Here is a 19,517-nt window from a genome sequence, read left to right as displayed (position 1 = left end):
CTCGTAAGAGCGTCCGGCCACCAGCAGGGCCGGACTTATTTGTTGAGCTGCTTGTACCAGGCGCGATGGTGTTTCCACGCCCAGCCGCGGGTGACGGTACCGCGCGTCATGGCTTGCACGGAACCCTTGATCCAGATCGCCGCGTAGATGTGCGTAATGATGCCGCAAATCAACACGAATGCACACACCGCGTGCACGTCGGAGGCGAGACGAATCACCCAGATCGGGAAGTAGAACGCGAAGTACGCGCGCCAGATTACGATGCCCGAGAGCAACAGCCCGAGCATGCACAACACCATCACGTAGAACAGCAGCTTCTGCCCGGCGTTGTAACGCCCGACTTCCGGCAGATGCTCTTCGCGATTGTTGAGCACGTCGCCGATGTTCTTCATCCACTCGGTGTCGCGCTGCTCGAACTTGTTGTAGCGTGCAAGCCGCATGGCGAGCCACACAAACGCCACGAACATCACCAGGCCGACGAACGGATGCAAGATCCGCGTCCACGGCCCGCCGCCGAACAGATTCGTCAGCCAGAACATCGACGGGTGGAACAACGCCAGCCCGGACAGCGCGAGCAGAATGAACGTGCCCGCGACGATCCAGTGGTTGATGCGCTCCGCCGCGTTGTAGCGCTCGATCAGTTCGTCCTTGCCGTGCTTGTGATCACTCGAATCAATCGACATGGTCAGACCTCCTCGTGCGTGACAACGCCCTTCTGGCCGTCGGGACCGTCTCCCTTGCGGGAGGCATCGTACCGGCGGGCTTCCTCTTCATCTTCCTCGGTCGTTTCGTTCGGACCGGTCTTGATGTAGTGGAAGAAACCGGCAATCGCCGTAAGCGCCATCGCAGCCACGCCCAGCGGTTTGGCAATGCCCTTCCAGAACGTCACCATCGGACTGATGCGCGGGTTGTCCGGCAGACCGTGATACAGCGACGGCTTGTCGGCGTGATGCAGCACATACATCACATGCGTGCCACCTACGCCCGCCGGATCGTATAGCCCGGCATTGTCGAAGCCCCGCGACTTCAGGTCTTCGATGCGCTCGGCCGCCTGATCCTTCATGGCGTCCTTGGTGCCGAACATGATCGCGCCCGTCGGGCACGTCTTCACGCAGGCCGGCTCCAGCCCCACGGACACGCGGTCGGAGCAAAGCGTGCATTTGTACGCCTTGTGATCCTTCTGCGAAATGCGCGGGATGTTGAACGGGCACCCGGTAATGCAGTAGCCGCAGCCGATGCAGGCCTCTTCGTGGAAGTCGACGATGCCGTTCGCGTATTGCACGATCGCGCCCGGCGACGGGCACGCCTTCAGGCAGCCCGGATCCTCGCAATGCATGCAGCCATCCTTGCGGATGAGCCATTCGAGGTCGCCCTTCGGGTTCTCGTACTCGGTGAAGCGCATGAGCGTCCACGAGTCCGCCGTCAGGTCGGCCGGGTTGTCGTACACGCCGACGTTGGTCCCGACCTCGTCGCGCAGGTCGTTCCACTCCATGCACGCCGTCTGGCAGGCCTTGCAGCCGATGCACTTCGAGACGTCGATGAGTTTGGCGACGTCGCCCGTGTGCGCTTCACGCACCGAGGGCGACGGCAAGGTCGTTGCCGAGCGCCGTTTGATATCCAGTGATTGCAATGCCATGGCGCCTCCTTAGGCCTTCTCGACCTTCACGAGGAACGACTTCACCTCGGGTGTCTGCGAATTCGCATCGCCCACAATCGGCGTCAGCGTATTCGCGAGGAACCCGGGCTTGGTCAACCCCTTGAAGCCCCAGTGAATCGGAATCCCCACATGGTGAACCGTCTTGCCGTCGATCTTCAGCGCACGCAGACGCTTCGTGACGACCGCCTTGGCCTTGATGTAGCCCCGGTTGGACGACACCTTGACCATGTCGCCCGCGACGACCCCGACTTCCTTCGCAAGCGCTTCGCCGATTTCGACGAACTGCTCAGGCTGGATGATCGAGTTCAGCAACGCGTGCTTGGTCCAGTAGTGGAAATGCTCGGTCAGGCGATAAGTCGTTGCCACATGCGGGAAGTGCTCGGCCGTCCCCATCGTCGCCAGATCGTCCGGGAACACACGGGCCCCCGGGTTACGCGTGGCCTTCGGTTGCTTCGGATGGAACGGGTTGTAGCCCAGCGGCGTCTCGAATGGCTCGTAATGCTCGGGGAACGGGCCCTCTGCCATGGCCCCCTTGGCGAAGAAGCGCGCCACGCCCTCGGGGTTCATAATGAACGGACTCATACCACCGGCCGGATCCTCGTCGACCTTGAAGTCGGGCACATCGGCACCGGTCCACGCCTTGCCGTTCCAGTAGACCAGCTTGCGCTTCGGGTTGAACGGCTTGCCCGCGAGGTCGGCCGACGCACGGTTGTACAAGATGCGACGGTTTGCCGGCCACGCCCACGCCCAGTTCAGCGTCTGACCGATGCCGGTCGGGTCGCTGTTGTCGCGTCGCGCCATCTGGTTGCCTGCCTGTGTCCAGGCACCGGCGAAGATCCAGCAGCCAGACGAAGTGCTGCCATCGTCCTTGAGTTCGGCAAACCCGGACAACTGCTCGCCTGCCTTGCGCGTGACCTTGGTCGGATCCTTCGGGTCGACGATGTCCTTGAGCGCCCGGCCGTTGTACTCCTTGGCGAGTTCTTCGGGCGACGGACTCTCCGGCTGGGCGTACGGCCACGACAGGTTGACGATCGGGTCGGGATACTTGCCGCCCTCCGTCTTGTACATCTCGCGAAGACGCAGGAACAGCGCCGACATGATTTCGATGTCGGTTCGGGCCTCGCCCGGCGGCTCGCCCCCCTTCCAGTGCCATTGCAGCCAGCGACCGGAGTTGACCAGTGCACCGTCTTCTTCGGCGAAGCAGGTAGTCGGCAAGCGGAACACTTCCGTCTGAATCTTGCTGGAGTCGACGTTGTTGTGCTCGCCGAAATTGCGCCAGAATTCCGACGTCTCCGTCGCCAGCGGGTCCATGACGACAAGGAACTTGAGCTGGGCGAGCGCCTTATCCCACTTGACCTTGGCGGGGGTCGCCGCGATGGGGTTGAAACCCTGCGCGATGTAGCCCGTCATCTTGCCCTTGCTCATCAGCTCCTGCACTTGCAGCATGTCGTACGGCTTGTCGAGCTTGGGCAGATAGTCGTAGCCCCAGTTGTTCTCAGCCGTGGCGGCATCGCCCCACCACGCTTTCATCAGGCTCACGTAGAACTTCGGATAGTTCTGCCAGTAGCTGAGCTGGTTCGGACGCAGCGGCTTTTGCGTGCGCGCCGTCAGATATTGCTCGACGGTCTGCTCCGCCTGCTTGGGCAACGACATATAGCCCGGCAGCAGGTCGGTCATCAGCCCCAGATCGGTCAACCCCTGAATATTCGAGTGACCGCGCAGCGCGTTCATGCCGCCGCCCACCGCACCGATATTGCCCAGCAGCAACTGCACCATGGCACCGGTACGAATGATCTGCGAGCCGATCGAGTGCTGCGTCCAGCCGAGCGCATACAGGATCGTCATGGTGCGCGTCGGGGTGGAGCACTCGGCGATCTGCTTGTAGATGTACTCGACCTTGTCCGCCGGTGTGCCGCACACGCGCTCCACCATATCGATGGTGTAACGCGAGTAGTGCTGCTTCATCAACTGGAACACCGTGCGCGGGTGTTGCAGCGTCGGGTCGGTGAGGACGTAACCGTCCGCGCCCTTCTGGTAATCCCAGGAGGACTTGTCGTAGGTATGTTTCTCGTCGTTGTAGCCCGAATAGATGCCGTCTTCGAACGAGAACTCGTCTTTCACCAGGAAGGTGAAGTCGGTGTAGTTCTTGACGTACTCGTGCTGGATCTTGTCGTTCGTGAGCAGGTAGTTGATCAACCCGCCGAGGAACGCAATGTCCGTGCCGGTACGGATCGGGGCGTAATAGTCCGCGACCGATGCCGAACGGTTAAAGCGCGGGTCGACGACGATCAGGCGCGCCTTGTTGTGCGCCTTCGCCTCGGTCACCCATTTGAAACCGCACGGGTGTGCCTCGGCTGCGTTGCCGCCCATGATGAGTACCAGATCCGCGTTCTTGATGTCGACCCAATGGTTCGTCATCGCGCCACGGCCAAACGTCGGGGCAAGACCTGCCACCGTCGGGCCGTGTCAGACACGTGCCTGGTTATCGAATCCCAGCATCCCGGTACTGCGGATGACTTTGTGCGTGATGTACCCGACTTCGTTGCTCGACGCCGACGCGGCCAGCATGCCGGTGGTGAGCCAACGGTTGACCGTGAGACCGTCGTCCGTCTTTTCGACGAAGTTGGCGTCGCGGTCGGCCTTCATCAGCTTGGCGATGCGATCGAGCGCGTCGTCCCACGAAATACGTTCCCACTTGTCGGACCCCGGCTTGCGGTACTCCGGATGCGTGAGACGGTTCGGGCTGTGGATGAAGTCGATGAGGCTGGCGCCCTTCGGGCACAACGTGCCCCGATTGACCGGGTGGTCGGGGTCGCCTTCGATGTGAAAGATGCTCTTCTTCGCATTCTTCGCACCGTCGCCGTAGCTGTACATGAGCAGCCCGCAGGCCACGGAACAGTACGGACAGGTATTACGGGTCTCGGTCGCTCGCGCGAGCTTGAACTGACGGACTTCCGCCAGCGCCGCGTCGGGCGCGAACCCGAGCATTGCCAGGCTGGACCCTGCCAGCGTTGCGCCACTCACTTTGAGGAACTGGCGCCTGGACATGTTAAGCATGGGGGAATTCTCCTCAAATTTTGGGTAACTTTGCGGGAGTGTGTTGAGTATAGAGCAAACGAGTAATGATTTCCGTGACTTAGCACAAACCATGCCGCATATTGCGTTGAGCGCAACTGCAACTGATTTCATGGGAACTTCCTTGACATTTTGGTATTCTGAGCGTCACTCTGGTGACCGTCCCCGGTAATGGACACATTGCCCCCTGAAGATGACGTGACGAACCTGATCGCATGTCCGAATTGCGACACGCTTCACCGTCGCATGGACCTGCCGCCGCGCGAGACCGCTCGCTGCGTGCGTTGTCACTCGGTTCTTTACCGCTCCCCCGACCTGCGCCTGTCGCGCGTGCTCGCGCTCACCCTGACGTGTCTGATCGTGTTCGCCATCGCCAACGCGTTCCCCATCGTCGAGATCGAGGTGCAGGGCATCTATACCGAGACGACCCTCGTGGGTGCCGCCTGGGCGCTGTATCGCGAGGGCATGTGGCTCGTCGCGCTGCTCGTGTTCGCCACGACCGTACTGTTTCCCCTGTCGCAACTGCTCGCGCTGATCCATCTGGTGACGCCGCTCTCGCTTGGCCGACGGCCCTATGGGGTCTTTCAGGTGATGCGCGCCATCGAGTTCTGCCGCCCGTGGGGCATGATCGAGGTGTTCATGCTCGGGGTACTGGTCTCGCTGGTCAAACTCTCGGCCATGGCCAGCGTGCTGCCCGGCATTGCGCTGTGGGCGTTCGGCGCGCTGACGATGTTGCTCGCGCTGGTGCTGTCGTACGATCTGCGCAATCTGTGGATCGTGATCGACCGCACGCCCGATCCGGCAGTCGAAGCGCTGAAGGCGCAGAAGGCCAACGAATCCCGAACGGTGACGCGATGAAATATCTCTCGGCCAAAGCGGCGGGACTGGTCGCCTGCCACGTCTGCGGGCGTCTGTCGCGCGAAGTGCAAACCGTCGAAAAGGAGCGTTGCCCGCGATGCGGCGCGGTGCTTCATCAACGCAAAGTCGACAGCCTCACGCGCACCTGGGCCTTGCTGATTGCGGCGGCGATCCTGTACATTCCCGCCAATGTCCTGCCCATGATGCAGACGCGCTCGCTGTTAGGTAATTCCAGCGACACGATCATGAGCGGCGTGATCTATTTCTGGACGAGCGGCGAGTACGATCTGGCCATCGTCGTTTTCACGGCGAGCATTCTCGTCCCGATGCTCAAGCTCATCGCTTTATCGCTGTTGTGCTTTACCGCGCAGCGCGGCACGCGCTGGAAACCGCACCAACGCACCAAGCTGTATCACATGGTCGAGTTCATTGGACGCTGGTCCATGCTCGACGTCTTCGTCGTCGCGCTGATGGTGGCGCTCGTGAACATTCAGTCGCTGGCCGTCATTCAGGCCGGTCCGGGCATCGTGGCTTTCGGCTCCGTGGTCGTGCTCACGATGGTGGCCTCCATGCAGTTCGACCCTCGCCTGATCTGGGATCAGATCCGCGACGACGATACCGAACAGGACGATCATGACTGACCCGAGAGACCCGCAAGACTCGAAAGCCGTGCCACCGCCCGGCGCAGACAATCTGCCGACGCCGGCCATCGAACCGCGCAAGCGCTGGGCGCCCTCGCTCGTCTGGCTGATACCGCTGGTCGCCGCCGTGATCGGGCTGTCGCTGGTGGCGAAGGTGCTTATCGAGCGCGGGCCGAGCGTGACCATCGACTTCAAGACGGCCGAGGGGCTCGAAGCGGGCAAGACCAAGGTCAAGTACAAGGAGGTCGATATCGGCACAGTCAAGAGCATCGAACTGTCGGAAGATCTCTCGCATGTGCGTGTCACCGTCGATCTCACCAAGAACGCGAAGAACTTCGCCGTGAAGGATTCGCGCTGGTGGGTTGTGCGCCCGCGCGTGGCCGGTGGCAGCGTCTCCGGCTTGTCGACGCTGCTCTCCGGGGCCTACATCGGCGCCGACGCCGGCAAGGCAAAGGACTCCGCGAATCACTTTGTCGGACTGGAAGTGCCACCGGTCGTCTCCAGCGGCCAACCGGGCAAGCAGTTCGTGCTGCACGCGAGCGATGTCGGCTCGCTCGATATTGGCTCGCCGATTTACTACCGCCGTATTCAGGTGGGTCAGGTCGAAGCGTACTCGCTCGATTCGGACGGCAAGGGCGTGACGCTGCGCGTGTTCGTGCAAGCACCGTATGACCAGTACGTCGGCTCCAATACGCGTTTCTGGCACGCCAGCGGCATCGACCTGCGACTCGATTCGAGCGGCTTCCAGGTCAATACGCAGTCGCTCGCGTCGGTGGTCATCGGCGGTATCGCCTTCCAGGCCCCGAGCGACTCGGGTGCCGGCGTCATGGCCAAGGCCGGACAGGAATTCCGTCTGGCCGCCGACGAAGCCACGGCCATGAAGGCCCCCGACACGCACCCGGTGCGGGTCGTGTTCCGCTTCCAGCAGTCGCTGCGCGGGCTGGTCGTGGGTGCGCCGGTCGACTTCCGCGGCATCACGCTGGGCGAAGTGACGTCGATTGGCGTGGAGTTCGATCAGGCCACCAAGCAGCTCAACATGCCGGTGACGGTCGATGTCTATCCGGATCGTCTGCGCCGTCGCGACCCGAAGAACAGCGTGCCGCCGACGGAACGGAACAGCCACCGGATTCTCGATGCCCTCGTGCAGCGCGGCCTGCGCGGCCAGTTGCGTACCGGCAACCTACTCACCGGCCAGTTGTACGTGGCGCTCGACTTCTTCCCGAACGCGAAGCCTGCCAAGGCCGAGATGGTTGACGACGTACTGACCATGCCGACGGTGCCCAATACGCTCGACCAGTTGCAGCTTCAGATTGCCGACATTGCCAGCAAGCTCGACAAGATTCCGTTCGACAGCATCGGACAGAATCTGGACTCGACGCTGCGCAAGCTCGACAAGACGATGGATAGCGCACAAGGGTTGTTCCGTCAGCTCGACGGCGAGATCGCACCGGAAGCCAGGGCCACGCTGGGCGAAGCGAAGAAGAGCTTCGGTGCGGCCGAGCGCACGCTTTCCGAAGACGCGCCCGTGCAGCAGGACGTCCGTCAGGCCATGCAGGAACTGACGAAGACGCTGCGCTCCCTCAACACCCTTGCCGACTACTTGCAGCAGCATCCCGAAGCGCTGCTGCGCGGCAAACCGAAGGACCCGCAACCATGACGAGGCCGACCGACATGACCCGTAGCCCGCGCCTGCGTGCAACGCCGATGGACGGCGACACCTCTGCCCTGCCCGCCATCGTCGGGAAAGCAGGACTTGCCGCTGCGGCGGCCCTCATGCTGGCGCTTGCTGGCTGTGCTTCGCCGTCGTCGACCTTCTATACCCTGACGGACGCGACCAACGCGACAGGCAGCGCCGCCGCCAATGCCACCAACGCCACCACTGGCACAGCAGCGCCGGCAACGCCGTACGCTTTGGAAGTGTCGCCGGTGGCCGTGCCCGAACAGGTCGACCGGCCGCAGATCGTCGTCACCCGTGGTGGCGGACGCGTCGACATTCTCGAGGAATCCCGCTGGGCTGCGCCGCTCAAGACCGAGTTGACGTCGACGATCTCGCGCAACCTGACGCAACGTCTCGGCGCGATGGACGTCTACGGCTTGCCGCGCGCCGACGGGCTTGCGGTCTATCGCGTGTCGACGTCCGTCCAGCGATTCGAATCGACGCCGGGCGAACAAGCCGCGCTCACGGCTGTCTGGAGTGTTCGCAAGGTGCCGGGCGACATCGTGCTGACGTGTCGCTTCTCGGGGACGGAGCCCGCCGCGTCGGGCATTGCAGACGTTGTCGCGGCGCAGCGCAAGCTCGTCGACCGTCTGGCCGACGGCATCGGCAACGCCATCGCCACCAGCGCACAGGGCGCAACGCCCCGCTGCCAGAATTGATCGCGAGGCGAGACGGCGGATCCCTTATATACGCCGTCTCACCGCTTCGCGAAAGGTCTGGAAAATCCTGACGCGATTTACGCATGGATTCTCATCATTACGGATTGCGCAATCGATTACGTGATGTTTAAGATGTTCGAGACTCGCCGCACACGTCCTCCGGCAGAGATGGGCGGTGGCGGGTCGTCATAACTCGAACATTGGAGACAAGCCATGTCCAGCTTTACCGGCCTCCGCGGCCTCAGCCGCCTCAGCGGCCTCAGCGGCATCAGTGGGCTCAGCGGTCGTTTGCGCCGCACGATCGCCGTCGCCGCGTCGTTTGCCGTTGCATCCCTTGGCCCCCTCATTGCCCTTCCCTCCCCGGCGCAGGCCGCCGCGGTCTCCGACGGTGTCGTGAAGGTTGGTGTGCTCACCGACCTCTCGGGCGTGTCGAGCGACAACGCGGGCAAGGGCAGCGTACTCGCCGCCACCATGGCCATCGACGATTTCTCGCGCGATCGTAAAGTGCTCGGCGCGCCCATCGAACTGGTGTCCGCCGACTCGCAGGGCAAGACCGACACCGGTGCGACCATCGCGCGCGAGTGGTACGACCGGGGCAAGGTCGACATGATCACCGACCTCACGTTCTCGAACGTCGCGCTGGCCGTCGACCGGATTGCCGACGAAAAGAAGAAGATCGCGCTCGTGACCGGCGCGGGGTCGTCCGCCATCAGCAACGAGCAATGCACGGCACACAGCGTGCAGTGGATGTACGACACGTACGCGCTGGCGAACTCGACCTCGCAAGCCTTGCTGCGTCGCGGTCTGAAGTCGTGGTACTTCATCACCGCCGACTACGCGTTCGGGCAGGCGCTGGAGAAAGATGCGAGCGAGATCCTGACGCGTCAGGGCGGCAAGGTCGTCGGCTCGGTGAAGCACCCGGTGAACTCGCCGGACCTGTCGTCCTATCTGCTGCGCGCTCAGACGTCCGGCGCACAGGTGATCGCGCTGGCCAACTCCGGCACCGACACGCTCAACACCGTCAAGCAGGCCTCGCAGTTCAACATCATTCAGGGCGGCAAGCAGGTATTTACGCCGCTGCTCTCGCTCATCACCGAAATCCACGGCATGGGCCTGAAGAACGCGCAGGGCATGATCCTCACGAACGGCTTCTATTGGGACCAGGACGATCGCTCGCGCGCCTTCGCGCAACGCTTCTACGCGCAGCACAAGAAGATGCCGACGATGATGCAGGCCGCCGTGTATTCGGCCGTGCTCAACTATCTGAAGGCAGTTCAGGCGGCGGGCACCGACGAAGCGGACGCCGTGATGGCCAGGCTCAAGTCGATGAAGATCGACGACCCGGTGATTCGCAACGGCCAGATCCGGGCGGACGGCAAGCTCGTGCACGACATGCTGCTGGTGCAGGTGAAGACGCCCGCCGAATCGAAGTCGGAATGGGATCTGTACAAGATTCTGGAGACGATTCCGGCCGACAAGGCATTCGCCCCGCTGGCCGATTCGAAGTGTGCGCTGGTGAAGAAGTAAGGGGCGACCGAGCGTCAGCCAACGGGATGTGGCGGCTCGACGCTCAGCGCTTGAGATCGGTGGCAGACGCGGTCTGCGTCTGACCACCGTCGTGCGACGGTCCCGCCGCCGGGTCTTCCACGCGACGGAACACAAGCGCCGAGGCCAGCGTAATCAGCCCGACGCACACGAACGTCATGCGAAAGCCTGCGACGGTGCCGCCTACGCCAAGCTCGCCTGCCTTTCCCGCCAGATGACCGAACAGCGCCAGCAACTGGCCCCCGATGGTCACACCCAGCCCGAGGGCGAGCATCTGGGCCATCGAAAACAGCCCGTTGCCCGCACTCGCGCGACGCGTGCCGAGATCCTTCAGCGTCACACTGTTCATGGCCGCGAACTGCATCGAGTTGGCCCCGCCGAACACCGCCAGCTGCACGAGCCCCAGCCAGATCGGCCAGCCCGGCCCGAACAGTGCGAAACTCGCAATCGAGCCGCCGACGACCGCCGTATTCACCATCAGAAATCGCGTATAGCCGAAGCGCACCACGAGCGGCGTGACCATGCGCTTGACGACGATGCCCGCGAGGGCCACCGGCAACATCATCAACCCTGATGCGAGCGGGCTATACCCCATCGCCACCTGAAGCAGCAGCGGCAACAGAAACGGCACGGCACTGCTGCCGATGCGCGCGACGAGATTGCCCAGCAAACCGAGAGTGAAGCTGCGCGTCTCGAACAATTCCAGCGGGAACAACGGCGCGGCGCGACGGCGGGCGTATGGCCAGTAGCCGAGTGTCGTCGCCACACAAAGCAGCGCGAGGACGGCAGACGGCGCCCATCCGGCCTCCGGGAACGGATGATCCAACGCGAGCGTGAACGACACCATCGCCAACGACAGCAAGGCGAACCCACCCCAGTCGAAACCGGTATCGATGACTTCGTCCTTCGCGGGACGCGGCAGGTAATGACGCACGGCGAGACTGCCGATCAGGCCGATGGGCACATTGATGAGGAAGATCCAGTGCCACGACGCCACCTGCACCAGCCAGCCGCCCAGCACCGGGCCGATCATCGGGCCGACTTGCCCCGCAATCGAGACGAAGGCGAGCGCCGCCAGATACTCACCGGCCGGGAAGGTCCGCAGCACGGCAAGACGTCCGATGGGCAACAACATCGAACCGCCCGCGCCTTGCAGCACGCGTGCGGCGACGAGTTGCGGCAGGGTATGCGCCATCGCACAGACAATCGAGCCGAGCACGAACAGCAGGATCGCCACGAAGTACACGCGTCGCGTGCCGAAGCGGTCGGCCAGCCATCCGGACGCGGGCGTGAGCATGGCCATCGTGAGCGAGTAGGAGACGACCACCGGCTGCATGCGTAGCGGGTTCTCGCCAAGACTCGCGGCCATGGCGGGCAGCGCCGTATTGACGATGGTCGTATCGAGCGCCTGCATGAAAAAACCCGCCGCGACGATCCATAGCAGGGCGGTGAGCGTCTTGTCTTGCTTCATGCGGCACGGGGACGAGACACGGCCGTCAGCCGGGGCTCGGAGAAGAATTAAGCGAAAGCGGAGTTTTAGCGCGCTTCACAGGTGCGCATCGTTGCATGTTTTGCAGCAATCGATCCGTCCGGCGCATCACTGCGATGTGAAAGATGCGCAGAGATACGCCGGCCGAAAACGGCGGTCGTCAGGCGGTCGTGTCGACGTTGTTGCCGGTGGCCTTCGTCGGGGCCATGAGCGCGAGAATCTGCGCCTGAATCGACATGGCCTGAGCGGAGAGCGCGTTTGTCTGCTGGAGCTTGTCCTCGGGCGGCAGACGGTCGTTGGCGCGCACCGCGTCCAACTGCTTCATCACCTTCGCCAGCATTTCCTTGAGCTTGCGGATGGTCTGCGACTTGATGTCGTCGCCTGCGCCGGCGTCCGTCGCGGCCTGCGCCTGCCCCTGCTGCTTGGCGGTTTCGTTCATCGAGCGCAGATCCACCAGCGTTTTGTCGCCCAGCCGGCTCACGCCGTTGTTCTCGGCAGCATCGGTGGTCGTGGCGTCCGTGTTGGCGGCCGCCGGTTTGGCCGTGTCGTCGGCACCGGTCGACTTCGTCGGAGCCGCCTGATTGACGGTGCCCGTAGCGGCTGCCGTCCTGGTCGCCGCCTGCGCCTTATCCGCCTGCTGTTGCTGGATATGCGACTGCCAGATCTCGAGCATGCTGGAAGTCGCGTTGCCCTTGGTCGGAATAATGATCGTCATGGAGCGAGGGGGTCTCCGAGGAATGGGGGAATGAATGAGAGAAAGTAAGGATCCGAAAGTATTACGGCATATTTCGCGAAATCCTTTAACGCCCCACGTTCCCCTGCCCCGCACCGCCGCAATGAGATTCAGACGAGATAGCCGGAGATGCCGTCCCACAACAGCTCGATCGCCGTGACGACCAGCAGTCCGTAGCAAGCCCGGTAAATCTGGCGTTGATCGAGACGCGCGTGCAGTCGCCAGCCCGAGAGCACGCCCGCAGGGATGGCGAAAAGGCAGATCCCCATGAGCACCCAGACCGACCCCGTCGGGCGAACCAGCAAGAGCCACGGCACCGCTTTCGCCGCATTACCGACGGTGAAAAACAGGCTGGTAGTGCCCGCGTACACCTCCTTGCTCAGGCCCAGCGGCAGCAGATACATCGCCAGCGGCGGGCCGCCGGAGTGCGCGACCATCGTCGTCACCCCAGACGCCACACCCGCCGTAATGGCCTTCGGTGTCGAGCGTTCGCGCACGCCTTGCTTCGCGCCCGAGATCAGCCACAAGCCCACGAACGCCAATGTGATCAGCGCCATCACGATGGAGATGGCGCGGTGGTCGAGCACGCGAAATAGCAAGTACCCCATCGCGATCCCTGCGAGTAATCCGGGCACCAACCGCGCAAGGTCGGGACGCGACCACGTAGACGGTTTCCAATAGCGCAGCGCGAACAGATCCATCGCGATGAACAACGGCGCGAGCAGGCCACCCGCGCTCACCGGGTCCATGACGAACGACAGCAGTGGAATGCCGACGATGGAGAAGCCGCCCCCGAAGGCGCCCTTCATGAACGAAATCAGGAACACGGCGGCGAACGCCACGACGATGGACGCGAGCGTCAATTCAGAGACGTACGAAGGCAGCGCCATCATGCCCTCCCCGGGGACATCGACAACGATACGCTGAGTACGGAAAACCACGACAGTGCCAACACGGAGCCTTGTATCTTCGTCTTCGTGATGGTTAGCTACCGTCACATGAGGTGAAGTGAGCATGTTTGGAGCCTGAAGGCTTGGACCTTGCTGTGGAGATAATGCCCTTCGCCTCGCCCTCACCAGCACAGACACTGAACGGTAGCCAAGGGCGTGGACCCTGTATGTACAAGGCAAGTGGGTGAGTTGGTATTGATTCCTCGATTAAGGATCAAATTGATGTTCTACCTCGGTATTGATGTTGCCAAAGCCAAGCTGGATTGCTGCCTGCTGGACATGACAAACGGCAAGCGTAGTACGAAGGTTGTTGCCAATAGCCGCGCCGGCCTAACCGATCTGTTGGGCTGGTTGGGCAAGAGACACACCGAGCCGAGCCACGTACATGTCGCGCTCGAAGGTACCGGCGTCTATCACGAGATGGCCGCGTGTGGCCTGCACGATGCCGGGCTCTCCGTGTCTGTCGTTAATCCTGCGCAGGTGCGTGCTTTTGCGACGGGAATGGGCGTGCGCACGAAGAACGACATGGTAGACAGCCACGTGTTAGCGCGCTTTGCGATGCACGCACAGCCAATGCGCTGGAGTCCTCCAGCGCCCGAGGCTCGCATACTTCAAGCACTGATGGCGCGCCGTGAAGCGCTTGCACAAGATCTTCAGCGTGAGCGCAACCGGCATGAGAAAGCGGAAATCACGGCTCCAACGGCGCTAGTCCTGCATTCGATTCTCGAGACGATCGAGTTTTTGGAGCGCCATTTAGCCAGCCTGCAACGCGAGATCGATGATCACATTGCTGCCCATCCGGGCCTTAAAGCAAACTTGATGCTGCTGCAAAGTATCCCGGCAGTTGGCCCTCAGGTAGGCCGCACGCTGCTTGCCATCATGCACGCGCGCCACTTCGATTCTGCAGAACAACTTGCGGCGTATCTCGGCCTGGTGCCGGTGCAGAGGCAGTCGGGATCGTCGATCCAGGGCCCTTCACGTTTATCGAAGGCCGGGCCGCCCAAGGTACGGGCAACTCTCTACATGGCGGCCGTCGTCGCTAAACGCTATAACCCCCACATCAAGGCATTGTGTGAACGCTTGGCAGCGCGTGGCAAATCCACCATGTCTATACTCGGCGCTGCAATGCGTAAGCTTGTGCATCTGTGTTTCGGCGTTCTGAAGACACGACAGCCTTATCGGGCGAACTACGTCGCAATCGCTTGACGGGCAAGACGGTATCTCCAGAGCAATGAAACCTGCGGCGTGAAAGTCATCGCCAAGATCAGGTGCAATCAGAATGCTCCGATGTTAAATTCGGTGCAATTGAAACATTGCTCTCGGTGCAATATATGACGAAGGCCGACTATCTGACGCTTGCCGACCGGATTGCAGCAGACATTGCGCAGGGCGCGCTCGGGCCCGGCGACCGGCTCCCGCCTCAGCGCGACTTTGCCGATCGGCACGGCATTGCAGCCTCGACGGCAAGCCGCGTCTACGCCGAATTACTCCGGCGCGGGCTGGTCGTCGGTGAGGTCGGCCGGGGAACGTTTGTGTCGGGAGAAGCGAAGCGCGGCGTCGCGGCACCGGGCGAACCGCGGGGTGTTCGCATCGATCTCGAATTCAATTTTCCGATCCTCCCGGAACAATCAGCGCTGATCGCGAAGAGTCTTGCGGGGCTGGAACGGCCGATGGATCTCGAACTGGCGCTGCGTCCGGCGGCCAGTGGCGGCACGGTCGCCGTACGCAACACGGCGGCGGCATTTCTCGCCGCAGGACCGTGGACGCCGTCTCCGGATCAACTCGTCTTCACTGGTGCAGGACGGCAAAGCATCGCCGCAGCACTGGCCGCCGTCGTGCCGCCGGGCGGGCGCTGCGGCGTCGAGATGCTGACCTACCCGTTTATCAAAGGGATTGCGGCGCGACTCGGTATCGCATTGGTGCCGCTGGCGATGGATGAGTCCGGCGTGCGACCCGAGGCGATTGAGCGCGCTCATCGGGACGGCAATCTCTCGACCGTTTACCTTCAGCCATCGATTCAAAGTCCGCTCGGGATGACAATGCCCCCGGTACGGCGTGCCGAGCTACTGCGCATCGTCGAGAAGCTGAACATCACGGTGATCGAAGACAACGTCTACGGTTTTCTCGACGACGCAACGCCGCTCGCGGCCGATGCGCCCGACCATTGCCTGGTGGTCGACAGTCTGTCCAAGAAGGTCGCGCCGGGACTGAATCTGGGATTTCTCGTGACGCCGCCGAGGCTGCGGGACAGCGTGATGGCCGCCGTGCGCTCAGGGGGATGGACAGCATCGGGCTATGCCTTCGCCGCCGCGCAACGCATGATGAGCGACGGCACCGTCGATACGCTCGTGCAGCTCAAACGCAGCGACGCACGCGCGCGTCAGCAAGTCGCTGCGACTTGCCTCGCGGGATTCGACGTGCGCACCAGCAGCAAGAGCTACCACCTCTGGCTGACGCTGCCCGCGCATTGGCGCTCGCAGGCGCTGGTGGCCGCGGCCGCCCGACATGACATCGGGCTGACGCCGTCGACCACGTTTGCCATTTCAAACGGTCATGCGCCGAACGCCGTGCGCCTGGCGCTGGCCGGACCGTCCATCGAGTTGCTCGATACAGGATTGCGCACGCTCGCCGACATTCTGAACGCGAAGGAAGACGATTTCGATCTGACCGAATAAGACGTCAGACTCTGACTGCCTTATCCGCGCGATAGCCCACATGCTCGTAGCGCGCTTCGTCGTCCGTCTGACGCGCACCGGCGTCGTCGTCGGCCCGGTCCTCGTCGGCGAGGGCGTCCAGACGAATCGCCGCATGCACCAGTGCAATGTGCGAGAACGCCTGCGGGAAGTTGCCGACCTGACGCCCATGCGCGGTGTCGTATTCCTCGGCGAGCAACCCGACGTCGTTGCGCAACGACAGCAACCGCTCGAACAACGCCCGGGCATCGCGCTGACGGCCGATCATTACAAGGCAATCGACCATCCAGAAGCTGCATGCGAGGAACGCGCCCTCGCCCGCCGGCAACCCGTCGTCGACGCGGCTCGTGCGGTAACGCTCCACCAGCCCGTCGCGCATGAGTTCGCGCTCGACCGCCTCGACGGTACCGACCACGCGCGGATCGTCCGGGGGCAAGAACCCCACGAGCGGGATCATCAACGCGCTCGCATCCATCTCCGACGAACCGTACGCCTGCATAAACGCGTTGCGCTCCTTGTCGAAACCGTTGGCGCAGACGTCGGCGTGAATCTCCTTGCACAGCCGACGCCAGTGATCCACCGGCCCCGGCAAACCGAAACGCTCGGCCGACTTGATCGCGCGATCGAATGCGACCCACGCCATTACCTTCGAATACGTGAAGTGCTGTCGCCCACCACGCACTTCCCAAATACCCTCGTCCGGCTCGCGCCACACGGTTTCGAGATGCGCGACGAGCTTCGTCTGCACCTCCCAGGTGGCGTCGACCGGCGGCAATCCGCCGAGACGGGACTGATGCAGCGCGTCCATCACCTCACCGTAGACATCCAACTGCAACTGGCCCACCGCACCGTTGCCGACCCGCACCGGCTTCGCGCCTTCGTAGCCCGGTAACCAGCCGACTTCCCATTCGGGCAGACGCCGCTCGCCGGACAGGCCATACATGATCTGCACCTGCGACGGCGCGCCCGCCACCGCACGCACGAGCCAGTGACTCCAGTCGTTCGCTTCGGTGTAATAGCCGCCGAGCATGAGCGCCTGCAACGTCAGCGTGGCGTCTCGCAACCAGCAATAGCGATAGTCCCAGTTACGCTCGCCGCCCAATTGTTCCGGCAGCGATGTCGTGGGTGCCGCGACCACGCCGCCCGTCGGCACGAACGTGAGCGCTTTGAGCACGATGAGGGAGCGACGAATCGCCGACGACCATCGTCCGTCAAGCTGACAGCGATTGGCCCAGGTGCGCCAGTAGCGCTCGGTATCGGCCAATGCGGCGAGCGGATCGATCTCGCGGGGATCGGCGTGATGCGACGGCACACGCGAGAGCACGAACGGCACCGTCTCGCCCGCCGTCACCTCGAAGCGCGCGCGCAGGCTGCCCGGCACATCCTGAATCTCGACGGGCGTGCGCATCACGACCTTGTCCGGCCCGGCGATGAGGCGCATACCAGGTCCGGTCGGGTCGTCGGCATCGAGCGGACGCGACCACGGCACCGATGCGCCGTAATCGAAGCGCAGGACCAGTTCCATCGACATCGTCACGGTGCCATGCACGCCTTTCACCAGCCGCACGAGATCCGCCGCACCATCGCGCAACGGCATGAAGTCGATCACGGCGACGCAGCCTTCCACCGTCTCGAAACGCGTCTCGAGAATCAGCGTGTCGTCGTGGTAGCGGCGTGTGGAAGTAGCGCGCGGATCTTCGGGGGCAATTCGCCAGCGGCCATGCTCAGGGCCGCCGAGTAACGCGGCGAAGCACGCCGGGGAATCGAAGTACGGCCAGCAGAGCCAGTCGATGGAGCCGTCGCGCGCGACCAGCGCGGCGCTTCGGCAGTCGCCAATCATTGCGTAATCTTCAATACGTGCCGGCATGCTCACCTCGCGAACAGGAGAGGACCAACGCCCCCGAAGCCATCACCCTGTGCGACATCGTCGCCAATGACCGGGGGAGCGCAAGCGTACGAGGTCCAATGGTACGCGCCTCGCGGACGTAGAGCCACCGTGTGGGTGATGCAATGGGTGAATTGCCGGGGATTGTGCCAGGGGTCATGCCTTCCCTCCTCACGACGTTGCGTCGGGTCGCATTGATCGGGGCGGGCGAGCGCCCCCACTTCGCGCACGTCGTCGAGAAATGAAGATGTCGCCGCCAGTTCAAAAACCGACCGGCGACCGGAAGGGAAGTTCGCTGAAATTACCGCTCGGTGAAGTTTCGCGAGTCAACTCGCGGAGAATCCGCACTTCGGCAGCAAGACATACATCATGTCGTCATTGCAGCCCCCTCTTCCAGTGCATGCACCGCGCCTTGCGCGATCAGGTCGCGCACGTGCGCGGCATCGAAGCCATATTCGGCCAACACCTCGGAAGTGTGCTCGCCCAGCCGCGGAGCGGGCCCGCCGGTGCACTTCGGCGTCTCGGAGAAACGAATCGGCAGACCGATGCTGCGCGTGGGGCCATCGAGCGGATGCTGCGTTTCGACCACCATCTCGCGCGCCACGATCTGCGGATGCGACACGGCCTCGGAAATGGGCAGCACCGGCCCGACCGGCAGACCGACCGCGTCGAGCCGTTCCACCCAGCGTTGCGTCGTATCGCGCACCAGATAGGCGGTGAGGCGCTCGACGAGTTCGTCGCGATGGGCGGTGCGTCCCGCATTGGTGGCAAAGCGCGGATCGTCGGCGATTTCCGGTGCGTCGAGCACTTGCAGCAGACGTTCGTAATTGGCCTGATTCGCGGCACCGATGTTGATCCAGCCGTCTTGCGTGCGAAACGCCTGATACGGCGTGCTCGTCGGATTGGCGGAGCCGAACTTCGGCGGATTCTCGCCACTGGCGAAGAAGTTTGCAGCCGCCCAGTACATCTGCTGAAAACCTGCTTCGAGCAGCGATGTGTCCACGATCTGCCCCTGCCCGGTGCGCAACCGGTGCGCGTAAGCGGCCGAGATGCCGAGCGCCGCCAGAATGCCCGCGTTGATGTCGGCAATCGGCGACCCGGCCTTGATGGGCGCTTGCCCCGGCTCGCCCGTCACGCTCATCAATCCCGACAAGCCCTGTGCGATCAGATCGAATCCGCCTTTGTCTGCATAGGGCCCCGTGCGCCCATAGCCCGAGATGGAACAGTAGATCAGCCCCGGGTTGGCTTCGCGCAACGTGTCGTAGCCAAGGCCCAGCTTTTCCATCGTGCCCTTGCGATAGTTCTCGGTGACGACATCGGCACTCGCGAGCATCTTGCGCAACACGGCCTTGCCCCCCTCTGTCTTGAGATTGAGCGCGATGCCGCGCTTGTTGCGGTTGAGCATCATGAACGACGCCGACTCGCCGTGCGAGAGGATCGGCGCGAAACGGCGCGCGTCGTCGCCGTCCATCTTCTCGACCTTGATGACATCCGCGCCCATGTCCGCGAGCATCATCCCGCACACCGGGCCAGACATGATGTGCGACAGTTCGATCACCTTCACGCCCTGTAACGGCCCGCCTTTTTTTGCCGTGTCTGCTTTCGCATCGGTCAT

15 protein-coding genes are annotated in these 19,517 nt (G+C 63.1%); 7 read left to right on the top strand and 8 right to left on the bottom strand.

What is annotated here, in order from left to right; all coding sequences use genetic code 11:
• Positions 1–35: 35 nt before the first annotated feature.
• The 3 genes from MB84_RS07680 to fdnG are packed head-to-tail and all read right to left on the bottom strand — an operon-like array spanning position 36 to position 4,714.
• Positions 36–683: a formate dehydrogenase subunit gamma gene (locus tag MB84_RS07680; protein ID WP_046291356.1), complete on the bottom strand. Its 648-nt coding sequence runs from the start codon at positions 681–683 to the stop codon at positions 36–38.
• 2 nt (positions 684–685) lie between these two features.
• Positions 686–1,636, bottom strand: a complete 951-nt coding sequence (gene fdxH / locus MB84_RS07675; protein WP_046291355.1) for a formate dehydrogenase subunit beta — start codon at positions 1,634–1,636, stop codon at positions 686–688.
• Positions 1,637–1,645: 9 nt separating this feature from the next.
• Complete coding sequence (gene fdnG / locus MB84_RS07670; RefSeq protein ID WP_150777472.1) at positions 1,646–4,714, bottom strand: formate dehydrogenase-N subunit alpha; 3,069 nt, start codon at positions 4,712–4,714, stop codon at positions 1,646–1,648.
• Positions 4,715–4,930: 216 nt separating this feature from the next.
• Between fdnG and MB84_RS07660 the strand changes: the two genes are divergently transcribed.
• The 5 genes from MB84_RS07660 (at position 4,931) to MB84_RS07640 (ending at position 10,134) form a co-directional block, all read left to right on the top strand.
• Positions 4,931–5,590, top strand: a complete 660-nt coding sequence (locus MB84_RS07660; protein ID WP_245725508.1) for a paraquat-inducible protein A — start codon at positions 4,931–4,933, stop codon at positions 5,588–5,590.
• Positions 5,587–6,231: a paraquat-inducible protein A gene (locus MB84_RS07655; RefSeq protein ID WP_046291353.1), complete on the top strand. Its 645-nt coding sequence runs from the start codon at positions 5,587–5,589 to the stop codon at positions 6,229–6,231. The genes MB84_RS07660 and MB84_RS07655 overlap by 4 nt, the downstream gene beginning before the upstream one ends.
• Positions 6,224–7,888: a PqiB family protein gene (locus MB84_RS07650; RefSeq protein WP_046291352.1), complete on the top strand. Its 1,665-nt coding sequence runs from the start codon at positions 6,224–6,226 to the stop codon at positions 7,886–7,888. The genes MB84_RS07655 and MB84_RS07650 overlap by 8 nt, the downstream gene beginning before the upstream one ends.
• Positions 7,885–8,607 carry a PqiC family protein gene (locus MB84_RS07645; protein WP_052653030.1) on the top strand — a complete coding sequence of 241 codons (723 nt, stop codon included), beginning with the start codon at positions 7,885–7,887 and terminating at the stop codon, positions 8,605–8,607. The genes MB84_RS07650 and MB84_RS07645 overlap by 4 nt, the downstream gene beginning before the upstream one ends.
• A 213-nt stretch (positions 8,608–8,820) precedes the next feature.
• On the top strand, positions 8,821–10,134 hold the full coding sequence (locus MB84_RS07640; RefSeq protein ID WP_245725507.1) for an ABC transporter substrate-binding protein: 1,314 nt from the start codon (positions 8,821–8,823) through the stop codon (positions 10,132–10,134).
• 43 nt (positions 10,135–10,177) lie between these two features.
• Here MB84_RS07640 and mdtD read toward each other — a convergent pair whose 3' ends face one another.
• From mdtD to MB84_RS07625, 3 genes are all read right to left on the bottom strand, one after another.
• Entirely contained in the window at positions 10,178–11,623 is a 1,446-nt protein-coding gene (gene mdtD / locus MB84_RS07635; protein WP_046291351.1) for a multidrug transporter subunit MdtD, read from the bottom strand.
• Positions 11,624–11,801: 178 nt separating this feature from the next.
• Entirely contained in the window at positions 11,802–12,356 is a 555-nt protein-coding gene (locus MB84_RS07630; RefSeq protein WP_046291350.1) for a FlxA-like family protein, read from the bottom strand.
• Positions 12,357–12,484: 128 nt separating this feature from the next.
• Positions 12,485–13,315 (bottom strand): sulfite exporter TauE/SafE family protein, encoded by an 831-nt coding sequence (locus MB84_RS07625; RefSeq protein ID WP_245725506.1) that lies wholly within the window; start codon positions 13,313–13,315, stop codon positions 12,485–12,487.
• A gap of 231 nt (positions 13,316–13,546) precedes the next feature.
• Here MB84_RS07625 and MB84_RS07620 point away from each other — a divergent pair, with 231 nt between their 5' ends.
• Entirely contained in the window at positions 13,547–14,530 is a 984-nt protein-coding gene (locus MB84_RS07620; protein WP_046290016.1) for an IS110 family transposase, read from the top strand.
• Between the two features lie 125 nt (positions 14,531–14,655).
• Positions 14,656–15,999 (top strand): aminotransferase-like domain-containing protein, encoded by a 1,344-nt coding sequence (locus MB84_RS07615; protein ID WP_046291348.1) that lies wholly within the window; start codon positions 14,656–14,658, stop codon positions 15,997–15,999.
• Positions 16,000–16,003: 4 nt separating this feature from the next.
• Here the strand turns inward: MB84_RS07615 and MB84_RS07610 are convergent, their stop codons facing one another.
• A complete protein-coding gene (locus MB84_RS07610; RefSeq protein WP_046291347.1) occupies positions 16,004–17,884 on the bottom strand; it encodes a glycoside hydrolase family 15 protein in 1,881 nt (626 codons plus the stop codon).
• Positions 17,885–18,269: 385 nt separating this feature from the next.
• Positions 18,270–19,517 carry a CaiB/BaiF CoA transferase family protein gene (locus MB84_RS07605; RefSeq protein ID WP_046291346.1) on the bottom strand — a complete coding sequence of 416 codons (1,248 nt, stop codon included), beginning with the start codon at positions 19,515–19,517 and terminating at the stop codon, positions 18,270–18,272.

The sequence above is a fragment of the Pandoraea oxalativorans genome, assembly GCF_000972785.3.
In the GTDB taxonomy this organism is placed as follows: Bacteria; Pseudomonadota; Gammaproteobacteria; order Burkholderiales; family Burkholderiaceae; genus Pandoraea; species Pandoraea oxalativorans.
The sequence above is the reverse complement of the archived record's forward strand: the minus strand, read 5'-3'. Positions and strand labels throughout refer to the sequence as shown.

Excerpts from the sequence above, each read along its gene's own strand:
- MB84_RS07630 (WP_046291350.1), bottom strand. The coding sequence starts at position 12,356 with ATGACGATCATTATTCCGACCAAGGGCAACGCGACTTCCAGCATGCTC.
- MB84_RS07620 (WP_046290016.1), top strand. The coding sequence starts at position 13,547 with ATGTTCTACCTCGGTATTGATGTTGCCAAAGCCAAGCTGGATTGCTGC.
- MB84_RS07610 (WP_046291347.1), bottom strand. The coding sequence starts at position 17,884 with ATGCCGGCACGTATTGAAGATTACGCAATGATTGGCGACTGCCGAAGC.
- MB84_RS07640 (WP_245725507.1), top strand. The coding sequence starts at position 8,821 with ATGTCCAGCTTTACCGGCCTCCGCGGCCTCAGCCGCCTCAGCGGCCTC.
- MB84_RS07605 (WP_046291346.1), bottom strand. The coding sequence starts at position 19,517 with ATGACCGATGCGAAAGCAGACACGGCAAAAAAAGGCGGGCCGTTACAG.
- MB84_RS07655 (WP_046291353.1), top strand. The coding sequence starts at position 5,587 with ATGAAATATCTCTCGGCCAAAGCGGCGGGACTGGTCGCCTGCCACGTC.
- fdxH (WP_046291355.1), bottom strand. The coding sequence starts at position 1,636 with ATGGCATTGCAATCACTGGATATCAAACGGCGCTCGGCAACGACCTTG.
- mdtD (WP_046291351.1), bottom strand. The coding sequence starts at position 11,623 with ATGAAGCAAGACAAGACGCTCACCGCCCTGCTATGGATCGTCGCGGCG.
- MB84_RS07645 (WP_052653030.1), top strand. The coding sequence starts at position 7,885 with ATGACGAGGCCGACCGACATGACCCGTAGCCCGCGCCTGCGTGCAACG.
- MB84_RS07680 (WP_046291356.1), bottom strand. The coding sequence starts at position 683 with ATGTCGATTGATTCGAGTGATCACAAGCACGGCAAGGACGAACTGATC.
- MB84_RS07615 (WP_046291348.1), top strand. The coding sequence starts at position 14,656 with ATGACGAAGGCCGACTATCTGACGCTTGCCGACCGGATTGCAGCAGAC.
- MB84_RS07650 (WP_046291352.1), top strand. The coding sequence starts at position 6,224 with ATGACTGACCCGAGAGACCCGCAAGACTCGAAAGCCGTGCCACCGCCC.